Origin of the sequence: Candidatus Thiosymbion oneisti (assembly GCF_004359955.1) — a bacterium.
In the GTDB taxonomy this organism is placed as follows: Bacteria; Pseudomonadota; Gammaproteobacteria; order Chromatiales; family Chromatiaceae; genus Thiosymbion; species Thiosymbion oneisti.
The window spans coordinates 73,892-90,592 of record NZ_SMSC01000010.1; the positions used below are offsets into that span (position 1 = coordinate 73,892).

16 protein-coding genes and 1 tRNA gene are annotated in these 16,701 nt (G+C 61.8%); 7 read left to right on the forward strand and 10 right to left on the reverse strand.

What is annotated here, in order from left to right; translation table 11 throughout:
- Window position 1: 1 nt before the first annotated feature.
- From E1958_RS07335 to E1958_RS07350, 4 genes are all read left to right on the forward strand, one after another.
- A complete protein-coding gene (locus E1958_RS07335; protein ID WP_133511307.1) occupies window positions 2-1,258 on the forward strand; it encodes an SGNH/GDSL hydrolase family protein in 1,257 nt (418 codons plus the stop codon).
- 35 nt (window positions 1,259-1,293) lie between these two features.
- Entirely contained in the window at window positions 1,294-2,526 is a 1,233-nt protein-coding gene (locus E1958_RS07340) for an SGNH/GDSL hydrolase family protein (RefSeq protein ID WP_133511308.1), read from the forward strand.
- Between the two features lie 29 nt (window positions 2,527-2,555).
- On the forward strand, window positions 2,556-2,777 hold the full coding sequence (locus E1958_RS07345) for a DUF5989 family protein (protein ID WP_133511309.1): 222 nt from the start codon (window positions 2,556-2,558) through the stop codon (window positions 2,775-2,777).
- A gap of 102 nt (window positions 2,778-2,879) precedes the next feature.
- The gene (locus E1958_RS07350; RefSeq protein WP_133511310.1) at window positions 2,880-3,662 is read left to right on the forward strand and encodes an HAD family hydrolase; all 783 of its coding nucleotides are present in this window, start codon (window positions 2,880-2,882) and stop codon (window positions 3,660-3,662) included.
- A 59-nt stretch (window positions 3,663-3,721) separates the two neighbouring features.
- On the opposite strand, the gene pnp is transcribed toward E1958_RS07350, so the two are convergent.
- The 8 genes from pnp to rimP form a co-directional block, all read right to left on the reverse strand.
- Window positions 3,722-5,836 carry a polyribonucleotide nucleotidyltransferase gene (gene pnp / locus E1958_RS07355; protein WP_133511354.1) on the reverse strand — a complete coding sequence of 705 codons (2,115 nt, stop codon included), beginning with the start codon at window positions 5,834-5,836 and terminating at the stop codon, window positions 3,722-3,724.
- A 210-nt stretch (window positions 5,837-6,046) separates the two neighbouring features.
- Window positions 6,047-6,316: a 30S ribosomal protein S15 gene (gene rpsO, locus E1958_RS07360; RefSeq protein ID WP_089726452.1), complete on the reverse strand. Its 270-nt coding sequence runs from the start codon at window positions 6,314-6,316 to the stop codon at window positions 6,047-6,049.
- Window positions 6,317-6,750: 434 nt separating this feature from the next.
- A complete protein-coding gene (gene truB / locus E1958_RS07365) occupies window positions 6,751-7,668 on the reverse strand; it encodes a tRNA pseudouridine(55) synthase TruB (RefSeq protein ID WP_133511311.1) in 918 nt (305 codons plus the stop codon).
- A 150-nt stretch (window positions 7,669-7,818) separates the two neighbouring features.
- On the reverse strand, window positions 7,819-8,307 hold the full coding sequence (locus E1958_RS07370) for an RpnC/YadD family protein (protein WP_133511312.1): 489 nt from the start codon (window positions 8,305-8,307) through the stop codon (window positions 7,819-7,821).
- Window positions 8,308-8,348: 41 nt separating this feature from the next.
- Window positions 8,349-8,741 carry a 30S ribosome-binding factor RbfA gene (gene rbfA, locus E1958_RS07375; protein ID WP_089724232.1) on the reverse strand — a complete coding sequence of 131 codons (393 nt, stop codon included), beginning with the start codon at window positions 8,739-8,741 and terminating at the stop codon, window positions 8,349-8,351.
- Between the two features lie 346 nt (window positions 8,742-9,087).
- Window positions 9,088-11,787: a translation initiation factor IF-2 gene (gene infB / locus E1958_RS07380; protein WP_133511313.1), complete on the reverse strand. Its 2,700-nt coding sequence runs from the start codon at window positions 11,785-11,787 to the stop codon at window positions 9,088-9,090.
- A gap of 17 nt (window positions 11,788-11,804) precedes the next feature.
- Window positions 11,805-13,307: a transcription termination factor NusA gene (gene nusA, locus E1958_RS07385; RefSeq protein ID WP_089728775.1), complete on the reverse strand. Its 1,503-nt coding sequence runs from the start codon at window positions 13,305-13,307 to the stop codon at window positions 11,805-11,807.
- Window positions 13,308-13,321: 14 nt separating this feature from the next.
- The gene (rimP, locus tag E1958_RS07390) at window positions 13,322-13,795 is read right to left on the reverse strand and encodes a ribosome maturation factor RimP (protein WP_133511355.1); all 474 of its coding nucleotides are present in this window, start codon (window positions 13,793-13,795) and stop codon (window positions 13,322-13,324) included.
- A 435-nt stretch (window positions 13,796-14,230) separates the two neighbouring features.
- On the opposite strand from rimP, the gene E1958_RS07395 reads away from it, so the two are divergent.
- From E1958_RS07395 to tatB, 3 genes are all read left to right on the forward strand, one after another.
- Window positions 14,231-14,758 (forward strand): SprT family zinc-dependent metalloprotease, encoded by a 528-nt coding sequence (locus E1958_RS07395; protein WP_165741737.1) that lies wholly within the window; start codon window positions 14,231-14,233, stop codon window positions 14,756-14,758.
- 267 nt (window positions 14,759-15,025) lie between these two features.
- Window positions 15,026-15,283: a Sec-independent protein translocase subunit TatA gene (gene tatA, locus E1958_RS07400; RefSeq protein WP_133511356.1), complete on the forward strand. Its 258-nt coding sequence runs from the start codon at window positions 15,026-15,028 to the stop codon at window positions 15,281-15,283.
- 133 nt (window positions 15,284-15,416) lie between these two features.
- Complete coding sequence (tatB, locus tag E1958_RS07405) at window positions 15,417-15,743, forward strand: Sec-independent protein translocase protein TatB (protein WP_133511315.1); 327 nt, start codon at window positions 15,417-15,419, stop codon at window positions 15,741-15,743.
- 83 nt (window positions 15,744-15,826) lie between these two features.
- On the opposite strand, the gene E1958_RS07410 is transcribed toward tatB, so the two are convergent.
- Window positions 15,827-15,902, reverse strand: a tRNA-Asn gene (locus tag E1958_RS07410).
- Window positions 15,903-16,085: 183 nt separating this feature from the next.
- Window positions 16,086-16,514: a DUF2384 domain-containing protein gene (locus E1958_RS07415; RefSeq protein WP_133511316.1), complete on the reverse strand. Its 429-nt coding sequence runs from the start codon at window positions 16,512-16,514 to the stop codon at window positions 16,086-16,088.
- Window positions 16,515-16,701: the final 187 nt, after the last annotated feature.

Sequence of the window (16,701 nt, forward strand, 5' to 3'; positions counted from 1 at the left end):
TATGGCAAAGGTCCTACTTGGATCCGTGCAGGCGGTCGGATCAAGCATCCGCACGGGGTGGGTGATCCTGGGCATCACGCTGATTCTGATCGTCGTCTGCGAAGCGGGGCTGCGCCTGGCGCTGACCACCAGGGATCGGCTCCTGGATCGTCAGCCGCTGACCGAGGACAAGTATGAAAACCGGGCGGCACGGGCCGACGCCTATCGTGGCACCGAATGGGCCCAGTATGTCGAGGAATTGGGTCGGCAGATCGTCTGGTCCCCATACGTCTATTGGCGGAGTGTCCCGCACCGGGCCCGTTACACCAACGTAAACCAAAACGGCCTGCGGGTAACCTGGAACCCGCCGGTGCGGGATGGCGCCGATGATCCGCCGCCGGTGCGGGTGTTCACCTTCGGCGGTTCGACCATGTGGGGCTGGGGCACACGTGATGACCACACCATTGCCTCGTATCTGAGCAAGCTGTTGTATGAGAAAGGGTATCGCACCGAGGTGACGAATTACGGCCAGATCGGTTACGTCAGCACCCAGGAAGTGATCGCCCTGCTGCGCCACATCCAACGCGGCGACGTGCCGGACATCGTGCTCTTTTACGACGGTATCAACGATGTGTTTTCGGCTCACCAAAACGGCGCAGCGGGCATTTCAAGGAACGAGGTGGCCCGGCGGGCGGAATTCAACCTCAGCTCGCGGCCGAAACAGCTGGCGTGGCGCTGGGGACGAGAGGTCCTGGCCGGAAACCTGTGGGGGTTCCACCGTCTGGCGACGGGGCTGCAGCACCGCATGCGGCCGCGGGCACCGCCGCATACCGGATCGCAGGCCCCTCTGCTGAGCGACGAGGTCGTCCGGCAAACGGTACGCACGTACGAAGCCAACCTCACCCTGGTCGAGTCGCTGGGGCGAAGCTACGGATTCGATCCGCTGTTCTACTGGCAACCGGTCATCTTTTCCAAGCGCCACCGCTCACCCTACGAGCAGTATTGGGCTGAACGATTTCTCTTTATAGAGCAGATGCACGACATAGAACAGATGTACGACGCCATCTACCGACGGATACAACGCTCCCAAGCCCTGAACAGCCGTCCGCATTTTCACAACCTCAGCGCGCTGTTCGACGACGTGGAAGAACCCTATTATCGGGACTATTGTCACGTATCCGAGGCGGGCAACCGGCTGATCGCCGCGGCTATGGTGGACGCTGTGATCGAGCTGATCGAGCAACGCCGAGCAGCCGCCAAACAGAAGACGGTGCGGTGATCGCTTACGGTATGGCAAGGAGCCTACTTCGATCCATGCAGGCGGTCGGATCGGGCATCCGCACGGGCTGGCTGCTCCTGGGCATCACGCTGATTCTGATCATCGTCTGCGAGCTGGGGCTGCGCCTGGCACTGACGACCCGGGACCGGCTCATGGATCGTCAGCCGCCGACCGAGGGCGAGTACGAAAACAGGTTGGTACAGGCCGACGCCTATCGTGACGCCGCATGGGTCCACGAGTATTTCAAGGAACGCAACAAGGCCCGGCGATCCGTCTGGTCCCCATACGTCTATTGGCAGGGTGCCCCACACCGGAGCCGGTACATCAATACGAACCAAAACGGCCTGCGGGCAACCTGGAACCCGCCAACCCGGGACGGCGCCAACGACCCGCCGCCGGTGCGCGTGTTCACCTTCGGCGGTTCGACCATGTGGGGCTGGGGCGCACGCGATGACTACACCATTGCCTCGCACCTGAGCAAACTGTTGCACGCGAAGGGATATCGCGCCGAAGTGACGAATCACGGCCAGTTCGGCTACGTCAGCACCCAGGAAGCGATCGCCCTGCTGCGCTGCATCCAGCGCGGTGACGTGCCGGACATCGTGCTCTTTTACGACGGTATCAACGATGTGTTTTCGGCTCACCAAAACGGCGCAGCAGGCATCCCGATGAACGAGGTGGTCCGGCGTGCGGAATTCAGGCTCAGCCTCAGCTGGCGGCCGAAACAACTTGCACGGATCTATGGACGAGGGTTCCTGATCAAAAATCTTTGGGGGTTCCACCGTTTGGTGACGGGGCTGCAGCACCGCATTCGGCCACAGGCATCACCCCATACCGGATCACAGGTCCCTGTGCTAAGCGACGAGGTGGTCCGGCAAGCGGTACGTGTGTACCAAACCAACCTCACCCTGGTCGAGTCCTTGGGTCGAGGCTACGGATTCGATCCGCTGTTCTACTGGCAACCCATCATCTTTTCCAAGCGGCACCGTTCACCTTGGGAGGAGATCCTGGCCGGGTTTGCCTTCTCGACCAAGCAGGCCTACGACACCATCTACCGGCGGGTGCGGCAGTCCGAATCCTTGAACAGCCACCCGCGTTTTCGCAACATCAGCGCACTCTTCGACGATTCCGGAGAACCCTATTACGTGGATCAGTTCCATCATCTCTCCGAGGCGGGCAACCGGCGGGTCGCCGCGGCCATAGCGGATGATGTAATCGAGCTGATCGAGCAACGCCGGGCAGCCGCCAAAGAGAAGAGGATGCTGTGATCGCCTGCCGGGCGACGGAGAACGTAAAAATGACCGAGCAATCCAAGCCATCCCCCAGGGGCCAGGCGGAGCGATTCGCCCAACAAGCCGCAGGTAAGCCGGCAGGCCTATTGCGCGAATCCATGGATTTTCTGCGGCATAACAAGAAGTGGTGGTTAATACCGATCGTTCTCCTGCTGCTGCTGGTCTCGGCGCTCGTGTTCCTGACCGGCAATCCGGTAACCGCCCCGATGATGTACACGATGTTCTGAGCCGGCGCCGCGTTACAATGCTGGGGCGATGTAGCGGGTGCAGGTCTTCAAGTCACTGTGGATCAGGCTTTGGGCCCGATTTCAAAAGAGGGTGAAGTATAAATGTATGGGTTCGACGCCTTGCTGTTGGATGTAGATGGGACCCTTGCCGATACGGAGCGGGACGGCCATCGCTGTGCGTTTAATGCGGCCTTCGCCGAGGTCGGTCTCGACTGGGACTGGTCCGCAGCGCTCTACGGGGAATTGCTCTCAGTCACGGGGGGTAAGGAGCGGATTCGCCACTATATCGACCATTGGCGGCCCTCATTTGAAGCCCCCGGCGATCTCGATGGATTCATAACAGACCTCCATCGGCGCAAGACCCGACACTACCTCGAGCTCCTGGGCCAAGGCCGGATCCCTCTGCGCGAGGGAGTGATGCGCCTGTTGCACCAGGCCCGGGATGCGGGCGTGCGCCTCGCCATCGCCACCACCACCACGCCGGAGAATGTCAGCACCCTACTGGCGTGCAGCGGTGGCGCGGATATCGGCGACTGGTTCGAGGTCATCGCCGCCGGCGATGTGGTGCCGGCCAAGAAGCCGGCGCCGGACATCTTTCGCCTGGCGCTGGACGAGCTGCGGCTTCCGGCTCGCGCCTGCGTCGCCATCGAGGACTCCGCCCACGGCGTTCGCTCCGCACTCGGGGCCGACCTGCAGGCCCTGCTGGTGACGGTCAACGCCTACACCCGGGATCAGGATTTCTCCGGCGCGGCCTTGGTGACGGACGGACTTGGTGAACCCGACTCCCCGGTAAAGGTGCTGCAGGGCACCCTGGAAGGATCGGATCACATCGACCTTGCTGCGCTAGATGCCATATACCGGCGGGTCTACCGGAATGGCGACTAGCCGGTCATTGTTGATTTTTGGTCCGCTGATGAACGCGATGACGCCCACAATGCCTCGAATCAGTCCCGATCCACCGCCTTCATGCTCAAACGTACCCGGCCCTGTTTGTCCACTTCCAGGACCTTGACGCGGACCAAGTCGCCTTCTGCCAGTTTATCGCTGACTTTCTCCACACGCTCCTCGCTGATCTGAGAGATGTGCACCAGGCCGTCGCGTCCAGGCAGGATGGTGACGAAGGCGCCGAAGTCCATGAGGCGGGCAACCTTGCCTTCGTAGACCCGGCCTACCTCCACATCGGCCGTAATCAGCTCGATGCGCTTCTTGGCCTCCTCCCCGGCACCCCTGTCTACGGAGAAGATCTTGACCAGGCCGTCGTCGGAGATATCGATGGTAGCCCCGGTCTCTTCGGTGATGGAACGAATGGTGGTACCACCCTTGCCGATGACGTCGCGTATCTTCTCCGGGTGGATCTTGAAGTCGATGATGCGTGGGGCGTGCTCGGACATTTCGGCGCGGTGCACATCGATGACCTTGTTCATTTCCCCCAGGATATGGATCCGAGCCTCTTCGGCTTGCGCCAGGGCGGTCTCCATGATCTCTCTGGTGATGCCCCCGATCTTGATATCCATCTGCAGGGCGTTGATCCCCTCGGCGGTACCCGCAACCTTGAAATCCATGTCACCGAGGTGATCCTCGTCGCCCATGATATCGGTGAGCACGGCAAAATCGTCGCCTTCCTTGATGAGTCCCATAGCCACGCCGGCCACCGCGCCCTTGATGGGCACCCCCGCGTCCATCAGGGACAGGCTGGTCCCGCAGACGCTCGCCATGGAGCTGGAACCGTTGGACTCGGTGATCTCGGAGACCACGCGCACCGAGTAGGGGAAGGTCTCCGGACTCGGTATGACTGCCAGCACCCCGCGCTTGGCCAGGCGACCATGACCGATCTCGCGCCGCTTGGGGCTGCCGACCCGGCCGGTCTCGCCGACGCAGAAGGGGGGAAAGTTGTAGTGGAGCATAAAGGGCTCGCGCCGCTCGCCCTCCAGGGCATCGACGATCTGTGAATCGCGCTCGGTCCCTAAAGTGGTGACCACCAGGGCCTGGGTTTCGCCGCGGGTAAACAGGGCCGAGCCGTGCGTGCGTGGCAACAGGCCGGTACGGATGGCGATCGGGCGCACAGTGCGGTTATCGCGACCATCGATACGCGGCTCTCCGGCCAGAATGCGACCCCGGACGACCTTTTTCTCCAGCCTCTCGATGGTGTCCCTCACCGCTTGCTCCGACCACTTGGGTTCCTCGCTGGCGGCGAGCGCCTCCACCGCCGCGCCGCGGACCTGGTCCAAGGCGCCATAGCGCTCCAGCTTGTCCGCGATGCGGTAGGCATCGCCCAGACCGGCACCACAGCTGGACTCCACCTTTGCTGTGAGCTCGGTGTCTTCCGGCACCGGCGCCCAGGGCAGCGGGGCCTTGCCGACCTCGGCCGCCAGCTCCCTAATGGCAGCGATCGCCACCTGCATCCGATCGTGACCATAGAGCACCGCCCCCAGCATGACCGCTTCGGAGAGTCCCCTGGCCTCGGACTCGACCATCAGGACGGCCTGCTCGGTGCCGGCCACCACCAGGTCCAGGTCGGTGTCCGGTCCGAGACCGGTAACGGGCGGATTGAGCAAATAGGCGCCGTCCTTGTAGCCGACGCGGGCGGCCCCGATGGGACCCTTGAAAGGTGCGCCGGATATCGCCAACGCCGCCGAGGCACCGAGCATGGCCGGGATCTCCGGAGTGGCCGCGGGGTTGAGGGACTTGACGGTGGCGATGATCTGGACCTCCTGGTTATACCCCTTTGGAAAGAGCGGCCGGAGCGGGCGGTCCATGAGCCGTGCGGTGAGAATCTCAGTCTCGCTCGGCCGCCCCTCACGGCGGAAGAAGCCGCCCGGGATGCGGCCGGCGGCGTAGGTTTTTTCCTGATAGTCCACGGTCATGGGAAAAAAGTCACGCTCAGCACCAGGGCGTTTGTCCACCACGACGGTAACGAGGACCACCGTGTCGTCCATGGTGACGAGTACGGCGCCATCGGCTTGGCGGGCGATCTCACCGGTCTGGAGGGTTACCCTTTGGTCGCCGAATTGAAAGGTCTTTTGTATAGGTGTCACTGGTTGTTCCTGCTGGTTGTTCATCAGGGCATTGGTAGTCCGCCGGCAAGCTTGGTTGCGCTCGGCAGTCTCAAGGCCCAATGTGGCGTAATTATCGCGGTGTTTTCAGCGCTCAGCCGTCAGCGATAGCGGGTCCGGGGGTCTGCGGATCCGATCCCTTTCGCAATTCAAGTCACGTGGCAACGGGCCCGCAACCGGAGCTTAAGAACGCCGAATGTCGACAGCCCCCAGTCCTCAGCGGCGCAGGCCAAGACGGGAGATCAGGGTGCGGTAGCGGTCCTGGTCCTTGCCCTTGAGGTAATCGAGCAGCTTGCGACGGGCGTTAACCATACGCACCAGGCCCCGGCGGGAGTGATGGTCGTGCTTGTGCTCGGAAAAATGCCCGGTGAGCTGTTTTATGCGGGTGGTCAACAAGGCGACCTGCACCTCGGGAGAGCCGGTATCGCTCTCTCCGCGCCGGTATTCGGCGATGACCTGTTGTTTCTCTGCTGCGCTCATTGGCATGGAATCGTCTCCCGTGTGGAAAGCCCGGCGGCGATCTGGGTCAACCGCCTCCAACCGCATCTGCGATAGCGACCACCCCGACAATGAGTTCAGGGGATCGGGCCGGTAAATAAGTCGAAAATTCTAGCCGGTTACGGCTACCGATGCCGTTCACCCCAAAGGGTGTCCAACAAACGACATCTTTTATCCACAGATTGCACAGAGTTCCGCAGATTATTTCATTCTTTATCTGTGAAAATCTGTGTAATCTGCGGACTAAAAATTAGTTTCTCTCGTTCCCGTGCCGGAGTATGGAGACCGACAGCGTACCCTGCTCGATGCGGTTCGCTGCGCTCACCACATCCTACCCTTTGCGCCTTTGCGCCTTTGCGGTTCAAGAATAGCCAGTAACTGGTAACTGGCAACTGCACCCATCCTGCCACTCGATCTGACCCTTATAACAACCGCTTCGGCTGCACCTTGCCGTCGTCCAGGATACAGCCGACGCCGATGAACTTCTGTGATGGATCGTAAAGTCTGACCAGCCCCTGGGTCGGCGCCCGGGGCACCAGCACCGCCTGTCCCTGACGCAGGTAGAAGGCGGCGTCTTCCGAGAGGCCTACCGACGGCCAATGATGAAGGGCACTCTCCAGCGGCAACAGCAGGGCATCCAGGGTATCTCGATCTTCCGTCAGGGCGAGCCGTTCGACCTCGTCCAAGGCGACGAAGCGGACCCCGGACTCCAGGTAGGGCCCGACGCCCGTGCGGCGGAGATCCGTCACATGGCCGCCGCACCCCAGCGCCTCCCCCAAGTCCGCCGCCAAGGTACGGACATAGGTCCCCTTGGAGCAGTGCACGTCGATCTCGAATTCCGGCGGCTCGAAGCTACCTAGCTCGATCCGGTGAATATTCACCGACCGCGGGGTACGTTCCACCTCGATACCTCGGCGCGCCAGCTTGTAGAGCCGTTCCCCCTGGTGTTTGACTGCGGAGTACATGGGTGGCAACTGCTCGATAGGGCCACGGAAGCGGGCGAGCACCGCCTGCAGATCCTGCTCGCCCACGCCATCGGCAGGTAGCTGGGCGACGACCTCGCCCTCGGCATCCGCCGTGGTCGTGGTGATCCCCAGCCGCACCCGGACCCGATAGTGCTTGTCCGCATCCAGCAGAAAGGTAGAAAACTTGGTAGCCCCCCCCAGACAAACCGGAAGTAACCCGGTCGCCAGGGGATCCAGACTCCCGGTATGGCCCGCCTTAGCGGCCTTGAAGAACCGCTTGACCCGCTGCAGGGCCTCGTTGGAGGTGACACCCCGCGGCTTGTCGAGCAGCAGGATACCGCTGACATTACGCCCGGGCCTGCGTCGCTGTCCCATGTTAGCCTGCGTATCTCACCGGGGCGGCTGGCTTCATCTGGGTTTTCATTAAACTACCGACGGCATCCGAAGCCCTGAAGTGGACTCGAAAACCAAACAGGTCGGTAAAGGGCACCGACCCCACTGGAGGGCCGACGATTTCGACTCCCTTCAATGCAAAACCTCCTCGAGACGATCGGCGGTGAGGACCCGATCGGACCACGCCAGCAGGGTCTGTTCGCTGGCCTGCTCGATCCGGCGCTGTACCGTGTCGGGTAAGGCGCCGAATTTCAGGCGCAACTGGCGTTCCAAGACTAAGGCTTCTCCTTGGTGCTTGCCTTGCTGCAAACCCTCTTCGTGAAAGCGTTCGGCAAATCGGCTCATGGTCTGCGCCTCGTCGGGATAATCACGTTGGTATTTGGCCCGCTCATTATCGTCAAGCGCCGCGTAGATGTCGATGAAGCTCGTAGGGCGGGACAGGTCAGGACGACCGCATCCCACCGTCTGAGTATCGGCGGGATGCGCTGCGCTTTCCCGCCCTACGGGCTTCCTGAAAACATAGCCTTGGCGGATCGACTTTCCCTGCCGCCAGTCGCCCAGTCGCCGAACAGTTTTTATCCGCAGATTACGCAGATTTTCACCGATTATTTCGTTTTTCATCGGCGAAAATCTGCGTAATCCGCGGATTGCGTCTTTGCGGTTCAATAGTGTGCGCCAGGCTCACTGCTGCCCGATTCGGCATCTTCCGTCGCCACCGCCGTTTCGATCAGGTGCGAGAGGTGCTCGCCCTGGGCGATCGATTGGTCGTGGATGAAACGGAGCTGGGGCATGGTCCGCAGCCGGGCGCGCCGGGCCAGCGCCCGGCGTAAAAACCCCGCGAGTCTGCCGTTGAGCAGGCGCTCCTGCTCGCCACCTTCCTCGTCGCTGGGGAAGCAGGTAAAGTAGACCTTGGCATGGGCCAAATCGCGGCTCACCCGCACCTCCTGCAAGGTGATGAGCTTCAGGCGCGGGTCCCTCACCTCCGCGCGCAGGACCTGGGCGAGCTCACGTTGGAGTTCGGTCCCGATGCGTTCGGTACGGGCGTGTTCTTTCATGCGACTGGGTACCGAGTTATGAATGAAGTGAACTTTGAAATTCGGACGAGTTTAAGTCAAGAAACGCGGAAGACCTAAAAACCGCGAAACAGAGGGTGCATAATTACACGGGACCTGACACGTGCTGCGATGTCGGCGTATTCCGGCCAGGTCGAACGCGCCGTAACCCAACACCACGGATGACTCATGGGTGGGAACTGATCCTAATGCTGGGTTTCGTCCCTCAACCCAGCCTACGGGCTCCATGTTTTCTGTGTCTTAAGTGGTGAATAAAGAATTTTCTCTGTGTCCTCTGTGCCTCTGTGGTGAACAAAAGAAGGGTTTAGACAACTTTCGAATTGGTGTACTAGAGCTCCCGCGCCCGCTCGGTGCGCTCGAACACCTCGATCTGATCGCCGACCTGGACATCATTGTAATTCTTCACCCCGACACCACACTCGGTACCTGCCTTGACCTCGGACACATCCTCCTTGAAGCGACGCAAGGACTCCAGCGCACCCTCGTAAATGACCACGTTGTCCCGCAACACACGGATGGGATTGTTGCGCTTGATTAGTCCCTCGACGACCATGCAGCCGGCAATGGCACCGAACTTCAAGGAGCGGAAGACATCCCGCACCTCGGCCAGACCGATGATCTCCTCCGTCACCTCGGGGCTCAAGAGCCCTGATAGGGCCTTCTTCACGTCGTCGATCAACTCGTAGATGACGCTGTAATAGCGCAGGTCCAGGCCCTTCTCCTCCACGATTCGGCGGGCGGCGGCATCGGCCCGGACATTGAATCCGAGCAAAATGGCATTGGAGGTCACGGCCAGGTTGGCGTCGGACTCGGTCAGCCCCCCGATCCCCGAAGTCACGATGGCGACCTTGACCTCGTCGGTCGAGAGCTTCAGCAGGCTGTCCCGCAAGGCCTCCAGGCTGCCCTGCACGTCTGCCTTGATGACGATGTTGACCGTCCGGGTCTCCCCCTCTTTGAATTGGGAGAAGAGCTGATCCAGGCTCGCGCCGCGCTGCTCTTCGAGCTTCGACCGGCGTCCCCGCTCCCACCGCAGCTCCGCTACCTCACGGGCCTGCTTCTCGTCGGTGACCGCCACCAGGTCGTCGCCGGCGTTGGGCGTGCCGGAGAGCCCCAGCACCTGCACCGGGATCGAGGGACCGGCGGACTCCAGGCCCCGCCCCTGCTCGTCGAACATGGCCCGCACGCGGCCGAACTCGGTACCGCTGACGATCAGATCGCCCTGGCGCAGGGTGCCGGCCCGGACCAGGACCGTGGCCACCGGTCCCCGCCCCCGGTCAAGTCGGGACTCGACGATCACACCCCGGGCGGGTCCTGTCTCCGGCGCCGTCAGCTCCAACACCTCCGCCTGCAGCAGCAAGGCCTCGAGCAGCTCGTCGATGCCCTTGCCACTCTTGGCGGAGACCTTCACTACCATGGTCTCCCCTCCCCACTCCTCGGGCACCACCTCTCGCTGGGCAAGCTCCTGCATCACCCGATCCGGATTCGCCTCCGACTTGTCGATCTTGTTGACCGCAACCACCAGGGGAACGCCGGCCGCGCGCGCATGCTGAATGGACTCGATCGTTTGGGGCATAACGCCGTCGTCCGCCGCCACCACCAGGACGATGATATCCGTGACCTGGGCCCCCCGGGCACGCATCGCCGAGAAGGCGGCATGGCCGGGGGTGTCCAGGAAAGAGAGCATGCCACGGCTGGTCTTGACGTGATAGGCACCGATATGCTGGGTAATGCCGCCAGCCTCGCCGGCGGCGACACGCGTCCGACGAATATGATCGAGCAACGAGGTCTTGCCGTGATCGACGTGCCCCATGACCGTGACCACCGGCGGCCGCGTCGTCCGCTCCAGCTGCGCGATTTGTTCCTCGACCTGTCGCATCATGGTGTCTTCGACATCCCTGACCTCGGCCCTGACCGCCTTGTGACCCATCTCCTCGACGACAATCATGGCGGTATCGCTGTCCAGCACTTGGTTGATCGTGACCGGCATGCCCTGCTTGAACAGGACCTTGATCACGTCGCCGGACTTTACCGACATGCGGGCCGCAAGGTCGGCCACGGAGATCGTCTCGGGGATCTCCACCTCGCGTATCGCGGGGGCGGTCGGCCGCTGGAAACCATGCTTGTCCTGAAGCTGGGGCTTGACGACCTTCTTCCTGCGGCGCGGACGTCGCTCCGGCGCTGCGGGTACCTCCTCTCCGCTGATGGCCTCTTCGTACTCGACCTCCGGCGGCAACTCGCGGGCGCGCGGCACATCTTTGCGCCCGGCCTTCTTGGGGGATTTTTCCTTTTCGGGAGGTTCGTTGCTGCGTTTCCCGAGCTTGCGCGCTTTGCCCTTCGGCTGCTTGACCTCGGCGTCCCCACCGACAGATCCTTCAGGCGCTGCGTGAGATACGGCTGCAAGCCCGGCCTCATTCTGTTCCGCCATCTTGCGACGTGCCTCATCTTCAGCCTTGCGGTGAGTCCCCGCTTCCGCCCGGCGGCGGGCCTCCTCTTCCCTAACCCTACGCCCGAGCTCCTCCTGCTCCGCCAGGCGCTTCGTATCCTCTTCCACCCGTCGTGCCTGCAGCTCGGAGCGCCGATCCGTCGGAGCACCCGCAGGCTCCATCTCCCCGACCGAGGGGGGCCGAGGCGCCTGCTCGACGGCTATCCGATCCTGCGCTTCCGGCTCCGCCGTTGGCACGCCACGCTTGACGTAGGTGCGTTTACGCCGCACCTCAACGCTGACCGTCCTGGCCCGGGGGGCGGTAGCGGCCCGAACACTACCACCGATACGGCCGCTCACTGTCGGCTGCCGCAACTCACTGACCGACTTGCGCTTGAGGGTAACCCGGCTGGGTGCCGTTCCGGCATCGCTCTCGACCCTGCCGTGACTACGGCGAAGATAGCCCAGCAGTCGGACCTTCTCCTGCTCGGTCAGTCTGGCCTCGCCGTCGGCGGCCGAGATGCCCGCCTCATGCAGCTGGGCCAGGAGGCGCCCCACCGGAATTCCTACCGTGTTGGCCAGCTGGTTGACAGTTACTTCACTCATCCGCATACCCTCCGGCCCTATTCGTTCTCCGCCTCGGTAAACCAGGGTTCGCGCGCCTTCATGATCAACATGGCCGCTTGCTCCGCATCGATACCCACCAGCTCCATGAGCTCGTCTAGTGACTGCTCGGCCAGGTCTTCCATGGTAACCACACCGTTCCGGGCCAGACTGAGGGCCAGCGTCCTATTCATCCCCTCCAGCTGCAACAGATCCGGCGCCGGCTCCCGGGCCAGGCTCTCCTCGCTGGCAATGGCGCGGGTCAGCAGCACGTCCTTGGCCCGATCCCGCAGCAAGGTGACGGTTTCCGCGTCGAACCTCCGGATGGCTATCAGTTCCGACATGGGCACGTAGGCCACCTCATCGATGGTCGAGAAACCTTCCTCTACCAGCACGGTCGCTATATCTTCATCCACCTGGAGCTGTTCCATGAAGTCCTCCACCAGGCGTCCGGCCTCCTGCTCGCTCTTAACGGCGGCCTCCTCCTCGTTCATCACGTTGAGCTCCCAGCCGGTCAGCTGGCTGGCAAGGCGCACGTTCTGACCGCCGCGGCCGATGGCCTGGGAGAGATTCTCTTCCTTTACTGCTACATCCATGCTGCGCGCCTCCTCGTCGACGATGATCGAAACCACATCCGCCGGGGACATGGCATTGATAATGAACTGCGCCGGATTATTGTTCCACAGGATGATGTCGACCCGCTCGCCATTGAGCTCGTTGGATACCGCTTGCACGCGCGAGCCGCGCATACCGACACAGGCCCCTACCGGATCGATGCGTGAGTCCAATGCGCGTACCGCGATCTTGGCCCGGGAGCCCGGATCCCGGGCCGCGGCCAGAATCTCGATCAGACCTTCACCGACCTCCGGGACCTCCAGCTTGAACAGCTCGATCATCAGCTCCGGGGCCGTGCGGCTCACGAAGAGCTGCGGTCCCTTGGACTCGGAGCGGACCTCGAAGAGATAGGCGCGGAGCCGGTCGCCGGGGCGCACCGACTCGCGGGGAATGACGTGCTCCCGTGGTACCAGGGCCTCCGCGTTGCCGCCCAGATCAAGCAGGATGGTGCCACGGTCGGCCTTCTTGACGACCCCCGTAACCAGCTCTCCTTTGCGGTCCTGATAAGCCTCGACCACCTTGGCGCGCTCGGCCTCCCGGACCTTCTGCACGATCACCTGCTTCGCCGTCTGCGCCGCGATGCGCCCGAAGAGCACCGAGTCTATGGGCTCCTCGATAAAACCACCGACCTCGACGGACGAATCCCGCTCCCGAGCCGCCGTCAGCGCAAGCTGGCGATCCGGCGCCTCCAGACCCTCCTCTCCCGGGTCTTCCACCACCTCCCACCGGCGGAAGGTAGCGTAGTCCCCACTTTCGCGATCGATAGCAACCCTGGCATCGATGTCGCCACTGGCCTTTCTGCGGGTGGCGGAGGCCAACGCCGCTTCCATGGCCTCAAAAATGACCTCTCTGGGCACGTCCTTCTCGTTCGAAACGGCCTCAATCACCAACAGGATTTCTTTGCTCATTCCACATTCCCGAATCAGAATTCAGGCACCAAGCGCGCGGATTCGATCATTGCCAGGGGAATCTCCCGGATCTCGCCATCGACCCTGAGCAGCACCAGCGCCCGCTCCAGACTGGCGATCCGTCCCTCGAAGTTGCGCCGACCATCGAGCTTGACCGCCGCCTTGATGCGTACCTTCCGGCCCCGAAAGCGTTCAAAATGCGCGGCCGTGAACAGCGGCCGATCCAGGCCCGGGGAAGAGACCTCCAGGTCATAGTGGCCGGCAATCGGGTCCTCGACGTCGAGCACTCCACTTAGCTGATGGCTGACCCTACCGCAATCGTCCAACGTGATACCCTGCCTTCGAGCGCCGCTCGGGTGGTCAATATAAACGCGCAGCACCGCACCCCGCTTGCCGCGTTGGAAATATTCGGCCCCCACGAGCTCATAGCCCATCGGTTCCACTACCGACCTCACCAGACCCGTCAACTCGTCTTCCAAGTGCCGTATCCACGCTCGCCACAAACAAAAAATGGGCACAAGGCCCACTCTAGCGAAGGACTCCCGCCGTGCGGACGAGGTGCCTACCCCGCCCCGGCTGGAAGCCAAAAAAAACCCCGATCACGGGGCCTTAGTGGCGTTCAGGTTCCATGCTCCAAACTTCAAAACCGCTGTTTCCTGATCCGGTTAAGTCTACCCGTTCGATCGATCCTGAGCAAGGCCGAGCATCGCTGGCCAGGGCGAGTGGCGAGTGCACATAACTTTAAATATTAATCCGCAGATTACGAGATTCCTACAGATTACTTCATCTTGCCTCTGTGAAAATCCGTGTAACCTGCGTAATCTGCGGATAGAAGGATGTCGTTCGGAGCGCAAAACCTACCTCGGTCCCTTGCCCTTTCCTCACTACGTCAGACCAATCTCTTAGCAAACGGCGGACGACACATGCCATCAAGCACAGAATCCAAAGACAGCGACCACCTACAGCACCGGGCCAAGCGGCTAACCACCAAGCTGCATGATTTGGCGGCGCGACATTTCGATGCCGAGCTCGCAACGCCGAGCGTTCGCTTCGATCTGCGCGGGACGAGCGCCGGACAGGTGCGCGTCACGGACGGAGGCGACTGCTTGATCCGCTACAATGCACGCCTGCTGGAGCGCCATCCCTGGGCGTTTCTTTCCCAAACGATTCCTCACGAAACGGCGCACCTGGTGGCCTTCAGCCTGTTCGGACCTCAGGTTCCCCCCCATGGGCGCGAATGGCGCGCGATCATGGTGCTCTTCGGCGCAACGCCCGAGCGCTGCCACCACTATCGCGTAGACGGCTTACAGGTCCGGCACCTGCGCCGGTATGACTACCGCTGCGCCTGCCGCATCCACCAGCTGACCAGCATCAGGCATAACCGAGTCAGATCCGGACAGCTCTATCGGTGCAGGCAGTGCGGCCAGCCCCTCGAACGCAGCTCGGCATGAACATCACTATGACCTCAGCTCGTCATTCCGGCAGGGAGTGCCGGAATCCAGGGCCAAGGATGGCGACAACAGCGGGACTCTGAACCATTACTCAAGGTTGTGTTTCGGCAGTGATGATTATTCGGTAGCCCTGCCGGGCTGAGCCGACAACTGCATGGAAATCGTTTTTTGAGTTATGATTGAAAGTTAAGCAGGCGCCCGATGCCTCGGGGGCAAGAACAGACTACCGACCATCCCTGCGGGGTAATGGCGGAGGAGACCGAGATCATGGGAATGGGTGGCATCAGCATCTGGCAACTCTTGATCATATTGGTGATCGTGCTGCTGCTCTTCGGCACCAAGCGACTGAAGAGCATCGGTTCGGATCTGGGCAATGCGGTAAAGGGTTTTCGCAGTGCTATGACGGAGCACGAGCGGGAAGATACCGAACCGAAGCAGCTCGGGGAGGAGACCGCCAAGCGCGGCACCGAGGGCGACAAGGTCACTTCCGCCGCGATGGCGGACAAGGACCGGGAGAAGCTCTGAAGCACCTGGTACAGCGATCCCGAAGTACCGATAACAGCTATTTGGTTCTTCTCCTTAACGCAGGATTTCTCCCTTCAGTCGCAATGACAATCAGCAAAGTCAGATGGAATAACCCACTAGCTAGGATCGGTTCATGTTCGACATCGGATTCTGGGAGCTTGCCCTCATCGGCGTGATCCTGTTGCTGGTGGTGGGACCCGAGCGCCTGCCCAAGGTCGCACGCACCGCAGGGTTGTGGGTCGGGCGCGGTCGCCGCATGCTGAGCTCGATGAAGGAAGAGATCGACCGGGAAATCAAGGCGCAGGAGCTCCAGGAGATCCTGGACAAGCAGGCCCGGAGCAATCCGCTAGAGACCATCCTGGACGACGCCGGGACCAAACCGGCCGCGAAGGCGCCCCCAACCGATTCGACGTCGGCACCTACCGGACCTGGTGACAAGTCCGAATCCGGACCCGGTTAGCTCGCGAGGGACGACAATAACAATAAGGCCCCTAGGGATCGACCCAAGGGGCCTTGAACCGCCGGAATCGGCGGCTGGTTGTTTGGCTCCCCGGAGAGGACTCGAACCTCTGACCTAGTGATTAACAGTCACCCGCTCTACCGACTGAGCTACCGAGGATTGGCGCAAGCCTGTAAGTATATGGGCGCGGTCTGACAGGGTCAAACCGCTCCTCTCCTGCCGGTGATTACAGACTGTGGTCGCCCTGAGAATGGTTCGGAGCACCACTGTTGTTGCCGTCCATGACACTGGATTCCGGCACTCCCTGCCGGAATGACAAGGATTACAACCTTGGTAGGGTTCTCAAGTGCTGCCTTGATTTTGACTGTACTCGCTCTTGGAGCCGGTTTGGTCCCATGCGAAGGTGCAGTCGAGGTGGGAGAGAACGGAGATCAGGCCACGCTCACCGCCTTCGACCATGACGGCGATGGGAGTCCGTTTTCCGAACTGCCTGTGACCGCGCTTGACCCACATGGACCGCATCTCGGGATTGCGGGGAAAGTAGGTGTGCAGTGCCTCCTCGATACGCATCAGGTAGGCCACACGCCGATTGACCTCCGGGTCGTCCGGGAAGGGTACGTCCTCCCTGAAGCGGGATACCGCACGCGCCTTGACTGTCTCCGGCAGGCAGAGGATTCTGAGGATGTCCTGTGCCCCCAGGCCCCAGCCTTCAAGCAGCTCCATGGTCCGACGCGTCAGCAACAGGCGTTCATCAGGGGTCATCTCACTCATTGGCGGTACCTTTTGCCGATTGGCTTTAGACCATGCAAGGTTGCGACCCAATGCCAGGATTGCAACCCTAGTACCCCATTTCTGCATATTTTGCATATAGCCTGTAGGGTAGGCTGTGCCCACCGCTCCCGCGCTTAACTGGTGGGCGCAGCCCACCCTACGGGTCAGAGAACGTAAAATAGGGTGA

Coding starts and splice junctions, on each gene's coding strand:
- E1958_RS07335 (WP_133511307.1), top strand. CDS start 2: ATGGCAAAGGTCCTACTTGGATCCGTGCAGGCGGTCGGATCAAGCATC.
- E1958_RS07340 (WP_133511308.1), top strand. CDS start 1,294: ATGCAGGCGGTCGGATCGGGCATCCGCACGGGCTGGCTGCTCCTGGGC.
- E1958_RS07345 (WP_133511309.1), top strand. CDS start 2,556: ATGACCGAGCAATCCAAGCCATCCCCCAGGGGCCAGGCGGAGCGATTC.
- E1958_RS07350 (WP_133511310.1), top strand. CDS start 2,880: ATGTATGGGTTCGACGCCTTGCTGTTGGATGTAGATGGGACCCTTGCC.
- pnp (WP_133511354.1), bottom strand. CDS start 5,836: ATGAACAACCAGCAGGAACAACCAGTGACACCTATACAAAAGACCTTT.
- rpsO (WP_089726452.1), bottom strand. CDS start 6,316: ATGCCAATGAGCGCAGCAGAGAAACAACAGGTCATCGCCGAATACCGG.
- truB (WP_133511311.1), bottom strand. CDS start 7,668: ATGGGACAGCGACGCAGGCCCGGGCGTAATGTCAGCGGTATCCTGCTG.
- E1958_RS07370 (WP_133511312.1), bottom strand. CDS start 8,307: ATGAAAAACGAAATAATCGGTGAAAATCTGCGTAATCTGCGGATAAAA.
- rbfA (WP_089724232.1), bottom strand. CDS start 8,741: ATGAAAGAACACGCCCGTACCGAACGCATCGGGACCGAACTCCAACGT.
- infB (WP_133511313.1), bottom strand. CDS start 11,787: ATGAGTGAAGTAACTGTCAACCAGCTGGCCAACACGGTAGGAATTCCG.
- nusA (WP_089728775.1), bottom strand. CDS start 13,307: ATGAGCAAAGAAATCCTGTTGGTGATTGAGGCCGTTTCGAACGAGAAG.
- E1958_RS07395 (WP_165741737.1), top strand. CDS start 14,231: ATGCCATCAAGCACAGAATCCAAAGACAGCGACCACCTACAGCACCGG.
- tatA (WP_133511356.1), top strand. CDS start 15,026: ATGGGAATGGGTGGCATCAGCATCTGGCAACTCTTGATCATATTGGTG.
- tatB (WP_133511315.1), top strand. CDS start 15,417: ATGTTCGACATCGGATTCTGGGAGCTTGCCCTCATCGGCGTGATCCTG.
- E1958_RS07415 (WP_133511316.1), bottom strand. CDS start 16,514: ATGAGTGAGATGACCCCTGATGAACGCCTGTTGCTGACGCGTCGGACC.